Genomic DNA, 14,395 nt, shown 5'->3' on the forward strand with positions numbered 1-14,395 from the left:
AAGGCATACCACGATGATATCCAAGCACGAAATCGATTTTATCATGGACTCCGTCTGCGAGCTCGACACCTTGCTTAATACTGAAAGGTTCGAGCATCTCGACCGCGACAGCTTGGGCCAAGTTTTTGCGTCTGCCGATCGAGTCGCCCATGATCATTTCGCACCAATTGCTGAGGAAATGGACGCGCAAGAAGTCTTTCTGCACGAGGGCACTGCGAAACTTCACGGCAAAGTGGACGAGAGCCTCCGTGCTGCGGCGGCGGTAGGCCTTTTTGGCATGAGTTTTCCTTTTGAGAATCAGGGTAGCCAGTTGCCGCACTGCGTAACTGCTGCGGTAAACTCGGCCTTGTCGGGAGCTAACGTTGCGTTGAATGCGTTCATGCTGCTGACGGCAGGTTCGGCCCGGCTGATCGCCAGCTTCGGAGACGACAACCAGAAAAGCACCTTTGTCGAGCCAATGGTTTCGGGCCGTTACTTCGGGACTATGTGCCTGTCGGAGACTCATGCAGGCTCCTCGCTCGCCGGAATTCGCACACGCGCGGAGCCCAACGGCGTAGGGGGCTATCGCATCTCGGGCGAGAAGATGTGGATCACCGCGGGCGATCATGATCTGGGCGAGAACATCATTCATCTGGTTCTGGCGCGCCTGCCAGAAGCGCCCGCAGGCGTCAAAGGCATTTCACTCTTCATTGTACCGAAGTATCGCGTGACGTCCGATGGAACGCGCGGCGCGTGCAACGATGTCAGGTTGATCGGCCTTAATCACAAGATGGGTCAACGCGGTGTTCCAAATGCCGTGCTGAGGTTCGGCGAGGACGGGGCGTGCGAAGGCTTCCTTCTAGGATGCGCGAACCGGGGCATGGCACAAATGTTCCAGATGATGAATGAGTTGCGCTTGAATGTCGGTGCTGTTGCCTCTGGAGTGGCCTATGTAGGAGCGCAGCACGCCCGCGCATACGCGGCCGAACGCACGCAGGGAAAACCGCTTGATGCCAAAGATCCGGACGCAGCTGAAGTAGCGATCATAAACCATCCCGACGTTCGCCGCATGTTGTTGGCACAGAGAGCGCTTTCAGAAGGCGCATTGGCGCTGACGTGGTATTGCGCATGCTTGCTGGACCGGATCGAAACGGCTGACTCGAGCGAGGACGCAGAGCGCCTTCAGCGCCGACTTGATTTGCTGACGCCGCTGGCCAAGACTTGGCCTGCAGAACATGGCACGCGGACCAATGACATCTCGCTTCAAGTGCTGGGCGGCGCAGGCTACACGCGGGACTTTCCGGTAGAGCGTCTCTACCGGGATAATCGGCTCAACCCGATCCATGAAGGCACCACAGGAATTCAATCGCTTGACTTTTTGCGCCGCAAGATTGTGGGCGAGGATGCCAAGAGTCTGACGGAACTCCTTTTCAACATATCAGAGGATAGCGCGAACATGCCCGCCGGCCTGTCTGACGAAGCGGTAATGCTGAGTGGGGCAGTCAAAACCGCATTGGAAATCGTCGAAGTCCTTGATCGACGCAAAAAACAATCGTTTGCCGGCAGCGGTGCTCTACGGCAACGCGACGCCGTTTCTCGAAATGATCGGAGGAATCGTTGTCGGCTGGCTGTGGACCCGGATGGCCCGAACTGCACTGGATAAGCTGGCCCAAGGTCAGGGCGACCCAGCGTTCCTGAGAGCTAAGATCGCCTCATGCGCGTACTTCATGAAGTGGGAGCTTCCAAAGGCGATGGCTGTGGCACCCCGTCTGTCCATGATGGATCGCTCATGGATAGATATTACGCCCGGGGAGTTGTTGGCATGACGGCATCTGTAGGGCCATCAGGCGGTTGATTGATCGTCTCGACCCACCAAAAACGCGTTCCGGCGATCTACCTCACCTTGAGTATCCCAATGCCGCCTTCACAGGAGAACTTGTATGAAAACCAAACTCACCGAAATGCTGGAAATTGAGCATCCGATCGTTCAGGGCGGGATGCACTATGTGGGCTTTGCCGAACTCGCCGCCGCAGTCTCCAATGCCGGCGGGTTGGGAATTATCACCGGACTGACTCAGAAGACGCCCGCCGATCTCTCGCGTGAGATCGAGCGGTGCCGCGAAATGACTGACAAGCCATTCGGCGTCAACCTAACTTTTCTTCCAATTCTCGTGGAACCGGACTATCCGGGATACATAAAGGCAATCATCGATGGGGGTGTGAAAGTCGTGGAAACGGCTGGGAACAATCCGCAAAAATACATGGCGGCCCTCAAGGAAGCGGGTGTCAAGGTCATTCATAAATGCACCTCGGTACGCCATGCTCTCAAGGCACAGTCGATCGGCTGCGATTTGGTCTCCATAGACGGGTTCGAATGTGGCGGGCACCCGGGCGAGGACGATATCCCGAATTTCATCCTCCTGCCGCGCGCGCAAGACGAGTTAACCGTGCCCTTCATCGCCTCGGGCGGAATGGCAGATGGGCGCTCACTCATGGCGGCAATCGCCTTGGGTGCCCAAGGAATCAACATGGGGACGCGTTTCATTGCCACGAAGGAGGCTCCTGTGCATGACAATGTGAAACAGGCGATCTTGCAGGCAACGGAACTGGATACGCGCTTGGTGATGCGACCACTGCGCAACACCGAACGGGTGCTCAATAATGCCGCTGTCGAAAGATTGCTCGCGACCGAACGCGCACTTGGAAACGATTTGAAATTCGATGACATCATAGAAGTTGTTGCCGGCGTATACCCGAAAGTCATGCGGGACGGCAACATGGATGCTGGAGCGTGGTCTTGCGGCATGGTGGCTGGGCTCATCAGCGATCTGCCGACCTGCGCGGAACTCATCACCCGCATCATTGCCGAGGCACGAAGCATCGCCGAAAAGCAGCGCCAAATGTTTGCCTAAAGTAGTTCGACTTTCTCGGAGGAGTTTGCAGCCATCTTGATCAATGAATTCTCGGATTGGCTCGGCAAGGGCTTCATGGACCCGCACTTTGTTGGATCACTCTTTGCGATCAAGAGACGGCGTTTCTAGCAATGGCAGAGCGCCATTGAGGAATTTGCGGAAGCGGGTGATGGTTTGGCTTGCTGAAGAGAGTGATCGGTAGCCCGTGGCAACGCTGGACGTTGCACCATAGAGAGTGGTGAAGTGACTGCTTCGACAACGGCGCCGCACTCGGCCTCGGAGAAGTGGTGATTGCGGCCTTCCGCGACATCCTCGGCGTGGCCTTTGGTGTGGTCGGGTCATTCTGCTTCTTGATTGGGTCTTCCCTGAAAGTAAGTGATAGATACTTTCTGCTTGACCAAAGTTAGCACCTATCACATATGTTAAAAAGTGCAGGAGCGCCCTTCCGGATTCTGCACATCCCGACTGTCCCTCACGGCGACATTTCCCGCCTGAAATCCGCTCGCCTGCATCCCGCGGGCGGGGTGACCATGCTTGACCACGAAAGGCCCGCCCGATGCAGCAAGATGTCTATGTCTCCATCACTGGCTTGCAGGTCCGGCGGGTCTGGCACATCCCGTCCTTCTGGTCGCATGCGATGAAATCCATGGTGCAAGCGCGCAATGCACCCGGCAACATCTCCGCCGATGCGCGCACCATCAATGGCATTCATCATACGATGTCGGTCTGGACCGACAGGCAGGCCATGCGGGCCTATCTGACCGCCGGTCCGCATCTTGAGGCCATGCGTCTGTTTCCCAGCATCGCGACCGGTAAAGTGGTCGGATATCTTGCGCAGCAGGCCCCCGACTGGTCAGAGGTCCATGCGATCTGGCTGGAACAGGGGCGCGTCGTATGAGGGCGCGTACAGTCGCGGCCGCAGCTCTCGCTCTTCTCGGCACAGGCCTGCTTGTCGCCTGCTCGGTCCTTGCACCGCTGCCACCGGTCACGCGGCTGGACGGGCGCTTGCAGGACTTTCCGACAACAGCCATGTCCCTTGAAAGGCCGGTGACAATCTACTGGGACGACCATCAGATCCCCTTTGTCGTCGCTAAAACGGACGGGGATGGGGCTTTTGCCCTCGGGCTCGTTCATGCGCATTTGCGGCTGGGGCAGATAGGCGTTGTTCGCCGGATCGTTCAGGGGCGGCTCTCGGAGTTGGCAGGCCCTTTGACGGTCGATCTCGATCACGCGATCCGGTCGCTGGACGTCTACCGCGCCGCTGACGAGATTCTGGCAGCCATGCCACCCTCGACGCGGGCTTGGATGGATCGCTACGTCGCGGGCGTCAATCATGGTGCGGCCCACCAGATCGCCCTGCAGCCCCCGCATGAATTCAGGGTGCTCGCCATCGACTGGGAGCCGTGGACCGCGCAGGATTCGATCGCCTTGGGGCGCGCATCGGGCATCGACCTGAACTGGGATTTCCTGCTGCGCATCCTGTCGATCCCCGATCCTGACTTACGGGACAGGCTCGCCTTGCGGATACTCCAAGGGGATCCGGGCGGCGCGCAAGCTGTCGCTGCGTTGCCGGAGGCCATGCCTTACGCAGAGCGTCCGGTCCTTGCCGGATTTGCGGAACTGGCGGCGCTGACCGGCCGTTCGGGGTCCAACAGCATGGTGGTCGGGCCGGAGCGAAGTGCAACTGGCGCCGCCTTGATCGCCAGCGACCCGCACCTTGCCTTCATTTTTCCGAATGCCTGGATCGTGGCGGGCCTCAGGTCACCCAGCTACAATCTGGTGGGGATGATGGTGCCCGGAACGCCAGTCTTCGCCTTTGGCCGAAACGAGCGGCTGGCCTGGGGTGGCACCAACCTGCGCGCGCGCACCAGCCAGTTGGTGGATGTGAGCGGGCTGGACCCTGCCCTGATCTCCGAGACCCGGCATCGCATCGGCGTGCGGCTCTTGCCCGATGCACGGCGCGTGACGCGGCAGACGCCTTATGGCCCGATCCTGTCAGATCTTGATCTTTTGTCGGAAACGGCGGGGACCTTCGCGGTGCGTTGGACGGGTCACACCGTGACCGACGAGACGACCGCGCTGCTGGAAGCCATGCGCGCACGAAGCGTGCCGGAGTTTCGAACGGCGGTAGAGGGCTTTGCTTTTCCGCCGCTGACCTTCCTCGCGGCGGATGACGCCGGCAACGTAGGTGCCGTCACAGCAGCCCGCGTTCCGGCGCGCGCCCCGGAACAGGGGTTTGACATTATCACCTCCCCCACGCAGTCGGATCGCGATTGGCGCAGGCTTTGGGATGGCCGTGACCTGCCCCACAGAACGAACCCCGCGCAAGGCTTCATCGCCTCTGCTAACAATCGCCCTGCTCCGGACGGGCAGCGCCCCTATGGTGGGGTGTTCTTGCAGGACGAACGGATCAGGCGGTTGAACACGCTTCTTGCCGGGTTGCCGCAAGCCAGCCTGCACGATCTGGCCGAGATTCAGCTCGATGTGGTGTCCCCCGTGGCTGTGGAGTTCTTGGCGGCGGTTGAGGCAGATCTCCGCGTCTTGCCGATGCAGGCATCGCCCGAACAGCAGGCACGCGACGCCCTGCTTGCGTGGGACGGGGCGTATCATGCGGCCGCCGACGCCCCTGCAATTTTTGAGAGTTTCATTACCGCTCTCGTTCCCCTCACCTACGAGGCCCTTGGGCGCGGTGACGAATGGGAAACCTATGCTGCCCTTGGCCGCCTTCCGCTGTTTTTGACTGAGGATCTTGCCCTTTTGCCGCCCGAGACGCGCGCGCAGGTTCTGACCCGTGCGCTGCGCCCCGCAGCAATCGTCGCTAGAGACGGCACGCGATGGGGCGACCTGCACCGGCTGCGCGTGACCCATGTCCTCGGCAACCTGCCCATCATCGGGCGCCGCTATGACATCGCGACGCTGCCGATTTCGGGCAGTCGCGAGACGATCCTGAAAACGGCGCATGATCTGACCGACCAACCGCATCTCACGATGTTCGGCGCGCAGGCGCGGCACCTGTCCGATCTGGGCGATCTCGACGAGAACCACTTCGTTCTGCTCGGCGGCCAGGACGGCTGGATCAACAGCACGACCTTTGCCAATCAAGTGGCCCCGTTCATGGGCGGCGATCTGATCCGGGTGCCATTGAAACCTGCGTCGGTAGATAGGGCGTTTTCTCACGTGATGCGGCTTGTTCCAGACCAATGAATCGCAGGCGATGCCTGCCCGAACCCGGAGACGGTGCCATGTCAGACACATCCCTTGCCACGCGACGCAAAGCGCAGATGTTCCCCAAATTGTCCCCGAGCGAGATGGAACGGGCGCGGCGGTTCGGGAGGCCCGTCGTATTCGAGATCGGCGATGACCTGTTTTCCGCAGGCAAAACGGCGCCCGGTCTCTTCCTTATCGAAAGCGGCGAGGTGAGGATCACGCAGCGTGACGGATTTGGAGGGTCGACACTGATCATCGAGCATGGACCCGGCGAGTTTGCCGCCGAAGTCGGGCAATTGTCTGGCATGGCTGCCCTCGTCGACGGCCGGGCGTTGGGATCTGTCAAGGCGACCCTGATCCCGCCTGAGAACCTTCGCGCCCTCATCATCGCGGAGGCAGATCTGGGCGAACTCATCCTGCGGGCACTGATCCTGCGCCGCGCCAGCCTGATTGAAACGGGGGATGGCGGCCCTGTCCTGATCGGGCAGGCAGCGGACCCCGGCATGACGCGGCTTACCAGATTCCTCACGCGCAACGGCTACCCCTTCCGGGTACTGATGCCCGAAGGCAACGGCGCGGCGGCTAACCTTATGCTGGAATATGCGCCTTCGCCCGAGGAGTTGCCAATCGTCGTCTGCTACGACGGGACCGTGATGCGCAACCCGACTGAACGCGCGCTTGCCACGGCGCTCGGCATGATTGGGCAGCCCGACACATCCAGCATTTACGATGTCGGAATTGTCGGTGCGGGGCCCGCCGGGCTGGCCACGGCCGTTTATGCGGCGTCTGAAGGTCTGTCGGTCATTGTCCTTGAAACGCGGTCCTTTGGGGGTCAGGCGGGCGCGAGCGCGCGGATCGAAAACTACTTCGGCTTTCCGACCGGCATAACGGGACAGGCCCTGGTCGCACGCGCCTTTACCCAAGCGCAGAAATTCGGGGCCGAGATGGCAATTCCGGCCACGGTCACAGCCCTTGACGGCCCCAAAGAGGGTGGGCTCAACCGATTGCTTCTCGAAGACGGCAAGACTGTCACGGCGCGCAGCATTGTCATCGCCAGTGGCGCGCGCTACCGGCGGCCCGCTATCGCCGATCTTGAAAGATACGAAAGCCGTGGCGTGTGGTATTGGGCGTCGCCGGTCGAGGCACACATGTGCGCGGGCACCGATGTGATCCTCGTGGGCGGCGGTAACTCCGCGGGCCAGGCGGCAGTCTACCTTGCCGGTCACGCGCGCAGTGTCCGGATGATGGTGCGTGCCTCGGGGATAGAAGCCACCATGTCGCGCTACCTGATTGACCGGGTCGCAAGCCTTGAGAATGTTCAGGTTCTGACGCGGACGCAAATCACTGCGTTGCATGGCGATGCCTCGGGACTCACGGCGGTGACATGGTCCGGACCTGGTGAGGTGACGACAGCGCCCATCAGGAATGTCTTTCTGTTCGCAGGTGCCGACCCCGCCACCGACTGGCTTCGAGAGAGCGCCATCAATCTGGACGACAGGGGATTCATTGTGACGGGCGCACTGGGTGCACAGTCGTTGGAAACAAGCCAGCGTGGCGTTTTCGCTGTCGGAGATGTGCGATCGGGCTCGGTCAAACGGGTGGGCGGCGCGATCGGCGAAGGAGCGTCAGTTGTCGCGCAGATCCATAAGCTCCTCGGCGCTGTCGCCGCACAATCACCACAGGCAAAGACCAGCCGGACCTGACAGTATAAAAGAGATACAGGACATGCAGATCATCCACGAGGTGCACGCCACCAAGGGCAGCTACAGCTACCGGCAATCCGACGCTCATCCACCTGCGCGCCTAACCTATTCGCGCGCTGGTGATTCCCTCATCATCATCGACCACACCGAGGTACCGCCGGAATATCGCGGACAGAGCATCGGACAGGCGCTGGTCATGCGCGCTGTTGAGGACGCGCGACAACATGGCATTGCGATCATTCCGCTCTGCCCCTTTGCAGCCGCCCAGTTCCGCCGCCACCCAGAATGGCACGATGTGCTGAGCCAAACCATGAACATCAAATCGCGACCGTGACTGGCCCGTAGCGCGGTCGTGTTTGGTCAGTGGTGAGTCCGGTTCCGGTCTTTTTTCGTCCATGTCACCAGAAAGATGCCAGTCGCGATCAGGCCACCCCCCAGGATAAGGCCCTGGGGGCTTTGTTCGGCCAAGAGGATCATCGACAGAGGCACCGTCACCAGCGCCGCCACCGCGCCGATCATGCTGAGCATGACCGGACCCCCCTCGCGTTGAAGCATGAAGAAAACCACGAACTGGAGGCCGAAGACGACGCTTTGCACGACCAGAAGGGTGATCTGTGTCGTCTCTGACGGAAGGCTGATATCCTGGCCGGTCGACAGCCCGAACCCCAGCAAGATCACTGCCGCGGCCATCAGCATCCCCGGTGCCAGTTCGTCGGGTCGCGCACCCTCGGGCCATTTCAGCGTGCGAAAGATATTTCCCACCGCCAGAAAGACCGGGATCATCAGTGTTGCCGCCACCCATCCCGGGCTGGCCTGCCCGTCACCGATCTTTGCCAGCGCCAGCCAAACTGCGCCGGCCATCGCAAGGGCCACGCCGGTGGCGCGACGGGCATCAAAGGCTTCCAGCCGCAGCAGGACTGCGCCCACATAGGTAAAAAGCGGGGGAAAGGTTATGGCAAGTGCCACGAAACCCGCGCCGACCACCGGTGCCGCAGAAAACACCAGCAGGTTGGGTGCCGCGATGGTCAACAGACCGGCCACAAAAAGATATCCCGAGCGCCCCCACAGACGACGCAACGGGGGTCCGCGCCTTGCGCCAAGGATCATCAATCCTGCCGCGGCGGTGAGCAAGGACCACATCAGGAAAGGGATCGCACCGATCCCCGCGTCAAAGGCGAGACGGGCAAGAATGGTAGATGACCCCAGCATCAACCCCGTGAACACAAGGTAGGCAAACGCCCTGACGCGGATCGTGGTCCGTTCTTGCAGCGTTGCTTTTTTCACGTGCGTTTCCCCCATGCGCTCAACAGCTCAAACTGACCGCCTGCCGGATCCAGGTCCGAATAAATCTCAGGGTCCCCGAACATATATCTTGCACAAGTGAGTGATTCTAACTTATGTAAGAAACTCTAACATTGAGGGAGCGTCAGGGCAATGACCAACACGGCACAAACAGGACTCGGCAGGGCGCTGCGCCGCATGGTGACGCTGACCGCGACCGTGTTCTTCTTTGGCGTGGCGGCCTTCGCCGTTTATGCAGGCTACGGGCTGATCTCGACCGAGGCCGCAGCTATTGCCGACGACGGCGCGCCGCAAACGACCGTTGGCGTGATCCCGGTAGAGCTGACACCGGGCTACACCGTCACCCGCCGGTTCACAGGCCAGATCGAGGCGGCAGCGCGGACCGAACTGGGCTTCGAACTGGGTGGGCGCATCACCGAGGTGCTGGTCGAGGAAGGCGATGTCGTGGCGAGCCGCTCGGTGCTGGCCCGACTGGACACCAGCGCACTAATCCCCGAACGCGCGGCGCTCGAGGCGGAACTAGCTGCCTTGGCCGCAGATGCCGAACTGGCCCGGCTGACGCTGGCGCGCAATGACGCGCTAACCGAACGGGGCTTTCGCTCGGTCGCGGCGCAAGACGATGCCCGGCTGACGCTGGCGCGCACTGAGGCCGGGATGACGGCCATCCGCGCACGTATTGCGGGCGTTGACGTGGGGCTGGAAAAGTCCGTGCTGACGGCCCCCTATCCCGCCCGCATCGGCGCGCGGATGGCTGATCCCGGACAGACAGCTGCGGCCGGCCAGACCGTTCTGGTCCTTTTTGACACGGAGCCCGCCCGCGCCCGGGTCGGTCTGCCACCCGAAATGGCCGCGGGGCTAGCCGTCGGGGACCGCGTCACCATTGCGTTGGGCGGTGAGGAACTGGACGCCACACTGCGCCAGATCCGACCGGATCTTGACCCGAACACACGCAGTCGGTCGGTCGTTGTCACCTTGCCCGAGGGGGCCACCCCCGTTTTGGGCGACACCGTGGCGCTGCTGCTGACGCAGAATGTCGAAGAGCCCGGCTTCTGGGCGCCGCTGAGCGCTCTGCGCGAGGGCGTGCGGGGGTCCTGGTCGGTGATGGCGGTCGAGGCCACGCCCGAGGGCGACCGCACCCTGCCTGCAGCGGTCGAGGTCATTCACAGCGACGGCAATCGCGTGTTCCTGCGCGGCGACCTGCCCCCCGGCGCGCGGATCGTAGCCGAGGCGCCCGACCGCGTAGCACCCGGCCAGCTTGTGCTGGCACAGGTGGAGTGATGCGCATGGATACGCTGTTTTTCCGTCAACCCCGCCTTGTGATGCTGGCGCTTTTGGTAATCCTGTCGGCAGGCATGTCGGCGCTTATCTCCATCGGGCGGCAGGAAGACCCCACGATCACCAATATCTTCGCCACGATCACCACGGTATTCCCCGGCGCGGACCCCGCGCGGGTCGAGGCGCTGGTGACCGCCAAGATCGAGACCGAACTGCGCACCATCCCCGAAATTGCAGAGGTGTCTTCGACCTCGGCCACCGGCATCTCGGTCATCTCGGTCGAACTGATCGAGACTGTCCCGCCCGAAACCATTGAACAGCTGTGGGCGCAGGTCCGTGACGCGGTTGCCGATGCGCAGCGCGAATTCCCGGTGGGTGTGTTGGAGCCCGATTTCGACAGCGATGGCGCGGGCGGCTATGCAGCGATCTTCGCGCTGACCATGCCCGAAGGCTTCAGCCCGACCCGTGCCGCGCGCGAAGCCGAGGCGCTGGCCGACCGGTTGCGGCGCGTACCGGGCACGAGTCTGGTCGATCTGCACGGAGTGCCCGAAGAGGAGGTGCTGGTCACCCTCCACCCCGACCGCGCCGCAGCCCTTGGTCTGACCGCCGACGAGGTCTCCGCTGCGATCCGCGCCGCCGATGCCAAGGTGCAGGCCGGCCGCCTACGCGGCGAGGAGACCGATCTGGTGCTCGGGATTACGGGCGAGATCACCTCGCTCGACCGTCTGCGCGCCGTAGTCCTGCGCGAGGATGCGGATGGCCGCGTGACGCTTCTGGGTGATGTGGCCGAAATCACCCGTGGCCCGCGCCTGCCGCTGGCCGAGACCGCTCTGTTTCAGGGCCAACCTGCAATCCTAGTCTCCGCCAAATTGAGCGTCGGCTTGCAAGTCGACCGCTGGATGACCGGCATCCGCGCCGCTGTCGCGACCCAAGCCGAGGCACTGCCTTGGGGCCTGTCGATCGAGACCGTATTCGACCAGAGCCGCTATACACTCGAGCGTCTGGCAGAAGTCGGCATGAACATGCTCGTCGGCGTTGTTCTGGTCGTGGTCGTGCTGTTTGTGACCTTGGGCTGGCGGGCCGCGCTGATCGTGGCGATGGTGCTGCCGGTCGTATCGCTCGCCTCCGTCGCTACGCTGAACGCGCTGGCGGTGCCGATCCATCAGATGAGCGTGACCGGCCTGATCGTGGCGCTTGGCCTCCTGGTGGATGCCGCTATCGTGATGACGGACGAGGTGGGCAAGCGTCTGCGCGCGGGCCTGACGCGGTTGGATGCCGTCGCGGGGTCCGTACGGCGGCTGACAATGCCGCTTGCGGCATCCACCATCACCACGATCCTGTCTTTCCTGCCGCTTCTGCTGTTACCGGGGCCTGCGGGGGATTTCGTTGGTTCAATCGCGATTTCCGTGATCGTGATGCTGGCGTGGTCCTTTGTCGTGGCGGTCACGATCACACCGGCCGTCGCCGGGCGCTGGCTGCGCATGGGCGATGGAGCACCCGCGCGCGACGGACTATTGATGCGCGGCTTTCGTGCGGTGCTGGCCCTGTCGATGGCAAATCCGCTCCGCACCGTGGCGCTGTCGCTAGTCTTGCCGCTGATCGGCTTCCTGTCCCTGCCGACACTGACACCGCAGTTCTTTCCCGGTGTGGACCGCGACCAGTTTCATATCGAGGTCGACCTGCCTTCAGGGACTGGCATCGCCGAGACCATGCGCGTTGTGCGCGAGATCGACGCGCGGCTGACTGCCGAGGCGGATGTCCTGGACGTTGCATGGGTCGTGGGCCGGTCGGCACCAGCCTTCTACTACAACATGGTGGGTGACCGCGATCAGGCCCCGGCCTTTGCACAGGCGCTGATCCGCACCGCATCCCCCGCTGCGACCGAGCTACTGCTGAACGAGCTGCAGGCCGATCTGCCGCCCGCATTCCTGCAGGCTCGCTTTGTCATCCGCAGCCTGACACAAGGTCCGCCGGTCAATGCGCCGGTGGAACTGCGGCTTGTGGGTCAGGATATCGACGCACTGCGCCTTGCAGGCGACGACCTGCGCGCCCGATTGGCCGAGGTCTCCACGGTGGCCATGGTCCGCACTGGGATTGCAGGGGGCTCGCCCAAGCTGACATTGGAAATCGACGAGTCCCGTGCACGTCTCTTGGGCCTCGATCTGGGCCAGGTCGCCCGGCAGATGGAGGCAGGGCTGGAAGGCGTCACCGGCGGGTCGCTTCTCGAAGGGACCGAAGAGCTACCGGTGCGCGTACGCCTTGGCGCAGGTTTGCGCGGTGATCCGGTAGCCATCGGCGATATGCCGATCCTGCCGCCGGGGGCAGCCGCGGTCGCAGGTGCGGGCCAGTTTCCCGCGGTGCCGCTGTCCACGCTGGGAAGCTTGAGGCTGGAACCATCCGAAAGCACGATCACGCGGCGCAATGGCGAGCGGGTGAATACCGTTCAGGCCTTCCTGATGCCCGGCATCCTGCCCGCTGTCGCCTTGGCTGAAGCCATGGCGGTGTTGGAGGCGAGCGACTATGCCCCACCACAGGGCATCCGGCTTGAAACCGGCGGCGACAGTGACGCGCGCAACTCGACCGTGCAGGCGTTGATCGCGCCCCTTGGCCTGATCATCACCCTGTCGATCGCGGTCGTGGTGATGACCTTCAACTCGTTCCGCCTGACACTGATCGCCTTCACGGTTGCAGGGCTGTCCGCGGGGCTGTCGATGCTGGCGCTGGCGGTGTTCGACTATCCCTTCGGGATCAATGCGATCATCGGGGTGATCGGCTCGATCGGGGTGTCGATCAACGCTGCCCTGATCGTGCTGTCTGGCCTGCAGGAAGACCCGCGCGCGTCAGCGGGCGATCGCGCGGCGATGGTCGATGTGGTGGCGGGCTCTGCCCGGCACATAACCTCGACCACCATTACCACCTTTGGCGGCTTTCTGCCGCTGATCTTGGGCGGCGGCGGTTTCTGGCCACCATTCGCCATGTCCGTCGCGGGCGGTGTCGCGTTGTCGGTCACGCTGGCCTTCGCCTTCACGCCGCAGATGTTCGCTCTGACCATCTCAAAGCCGAAACCGGACGCAGGCCAACCTGCAGCTGTTCAACCCAAAATCACGCCGCTCCGCCTCGCGGGCGAATGACACCAACGCCACAGGAAAGGGCGACCGGAATGACCAACAAACCAAGCAAGGACAGCGCTTTGAAGCGCCGCTTCGGCCCCGCCGCCCTCATCACTGGGGCCAGCGACGGTATCGGCCGCGCTTTTGCCACCCAACTGGCTGAACACGGCTTCGACCTGATCCTCGTCGCGCGACGGGGCGATGTCCTGCAGGAAATGGCATTGGATCTGGGTACCCGTTTCGGCGGGGATGTGCGCGTGCTTGCGATGGACCTGTCCGATCCCTCCGCTGTGCCAGAACTGATGTCGCATACGGAAAACACGCCTGTGGGGCTTGTCGTGGCCGCGGCGGGCTTTGGGTCCATCGGGCCGTTCCTTGATCAGGACATGGCCTCCGAGATCAACATGGTGGACCTGAACTGCCGGTCGGTCGTGGAGTTGTCCTACGGGTTCGGACAGCGAATGGCGGCCGAAAAGCGCGGCGGGATCGTGCTGTTCGGCTCGCTTGTGGGGTTCAACGGCGCGCCCCTGTCGGCCACCTATGCCGCCACGAAAGGCTTCGTGCAAAGCTTTGCCGAAGGCATCGCAGCAGAGATGCGGCCCCATGGGGTGAGTGTTCTGTCGGTCGCCCCTGGCCCGGTCGGCACCGGCTTTGCCGCCCGCGCGGGCATGCAGATGGGACAGGCGGCCACGCCCGAGATGGTCGCCCGCAGCGCGCTTGCAGCTTTGGGGCGTCAGACCACGGTGCGGCCGGGTTTCCTGGCCAAATTCCTTGGTTGGTCACTGGGGATGCTGCCCCGCTGGGGCCGCGTGCGGGTGATGGGCGTCATCATGAAGGGCATGGTCGGCAAGGACGTCTCTCGCAAAACGGCACAGGGTACAAACGCGCCTGCGGCCAGAGGCTGAGA

11 protein-coding genes are annotated in these 14,395 nt (G+C 62.7%); 10 read left to right on the top strand and 1 reads right to left on the bottom strand.

The genetic code is table 11. The annotated features are described in order from the left end of the window. The first annotated feature begins 13 nt into the window (after positions 1-13). From ACMUJL_RS05575 to ACMUJL_RS05605, 7 genes are all read left to right on the top strand, one after another. Positions 14-1,642 carry an acyl-CoA dehydrogenase family protein gene (locus ACMUJL_RS05575; RefSeq protein WP_416914171.1) on the top strand — a complete coding sequence of 543 codons (1,629 nt, stop codon included), beginning with the start codon at positions 14-16 and terminating at the stop codon, positions 1,640-1,642. Next, positions 1,581-1,805, top strand: a complete 225-nt coding sequence (locus tag ACMUJL_RS05580) for an acyl-CoA dehydrogenase C-terminal domain-containing protein (protein ID WP_416914172.1) — start codon at positions 1,581-1,583, stop codon at positions 1,803-1,805. Before ACMUJL_RS05575 ends, ACMUJL_RS05580 begins: the two co-directional genes overlap by 62 nt. Before the next feature lie 114 nt (positions 1,806-1,919). Continuing rightward, positions 1,920-2,891, top strand: a complete 972-nt coding sequence (locus tag ACMUJL_RS05585; protein ID WP_375569836.1) for an NAD(P)H-dependent flavin oxidoreductase — start codon at positions 1,920-1,922, stop codon at positions 2,889-2,891. A 556-nt stretch (positions 2,892-3,447) separates the two neighbouring features. Next, positions 3,448-3,789: a hypothetical protein gene (locus ACMUJL_RS05590; protein ID WP_375569834.1), complete on the top strand. Its 342-nt coding sequence runs from the start codon at positions 3,448-3,450 to the stop codon at positions 3,787-3,789. After that, the gene (locus tag ACMUJL_RS05595) at positions 3,786-6,095 is read left to right on the top strand and encodes a penicillin acylase family protein (protein WP_375569832.1); all 2,310 of its coding nucleotides are present in this window, start codon (positions 3,786-3,788) and stop codon (positions 6,093-6,095) included. The genes ACMUJL_RS05590 and ACMUJL_RS05595 overlap by 4 nt, the downstream gene beginning before the upstream one ends. Before the next feature lie 38 nt (positions 6,096-6,133). After that, positions 6,134-7,801, top strand: coding sequence for an FAD-dependent oxidoreductase (locus tag ACMUJL_RS05600; protein ID WP_375569830.1), 1,668 nt, complete (start codon positions 6,134-6,136; stop codon positions 7,799-7,801). 22 nt (positions 7,802-7,823) lie between these two features. Next, positions 7,824-8,135, top strand: coding sequence for a GNAT family N-acetyltransferase (locus tag ACMUJL_RS05605; RefSeq protein ID WP_375569828.1), 312 nt, complete (start codon positions 7,824-7,826; stop codon positions 8,133-8,135). Between the two features lie 26 nt (positions 8,136-8,161). On the opposite strand, the gene ACMUJL_RS05610 is transcribed toward ACMUJL_RS05605, so the two are convergent. Continuing rightward, the gene (locus tag ACMUJL_RS05610; RefSeq protein ID WP_375569826.1) at positions 8,162-9,085 is read right to left on the bottom strand and encodes a DMT family transporter; all 924 of its coding nucleotides are present in this window, start codon (positions 9,083-9,085) and stop codon (positions 8,162-8,164) included. A gap of 195 nt (positions 9,086-9,280) precedes the next feature. Here ACMUJL_RS05610 and ACMUJL_RS05615 point away from each other — a divergent pair, with 195 nt between their 5' ends. The 3 genes from ACMUJL_RS05615 to ACMUJL_RS05625 are packed head-to-tail and all read left to right on the top strand — an operon-like array spanning position 9,281 to position 14,393. Continuing rightward, positions 9,281-10,381 (top strand): efflux RND transporter periplasmic adaptor subunit, encoded by a 1,101-nt coding sequence (locus tag ACMUJL_RS05615; RefSeq protein WP_375569824.1) that lies wholly within the window; start codon positions 9,281-9,283, stop codon positions 10,379-10,381. Positions 10,382-10,386: 5 nt separating this feature from the next. After that, the gene (locus tag ACMUJL_RS05620; protein ID WP_375569822.1) at positions 10,387-13,509 is read left to right on the top strand and encodes an efflux RND transporter permease subunit; all 3,123 of its coding nucleotides are present in this window, start codon (positions 10,387-10,389) and stop codon (positions 13,507-13,509) included. A gap of 29 nt (positions 13,510-13,538) precedes the next feature. Further along, on the top strand, positions 13,539-14,393 hold the full coding sequence (locus ACMUJL_RS05625; protein ID WP_375569820.1) for an SDR family NAD(P)-dependent oxidoreductase: 855 nt from the start codon (positions 13,539-13,541) through the stop codon (positions 14,391-14,393). Positions 14,394-14,395 lie beyond the last annotated feature (2 nt).

Origin of the sequence: Seohaeicola sp., assembly GCF_048006315.1 — a bacterium.
Taxonomy (GTDB): Bacteria; Pseudomonadota; Alphaproteobacteria; order Rhodobacterales; family Rhodobacteraceae; genus Seohaeicola.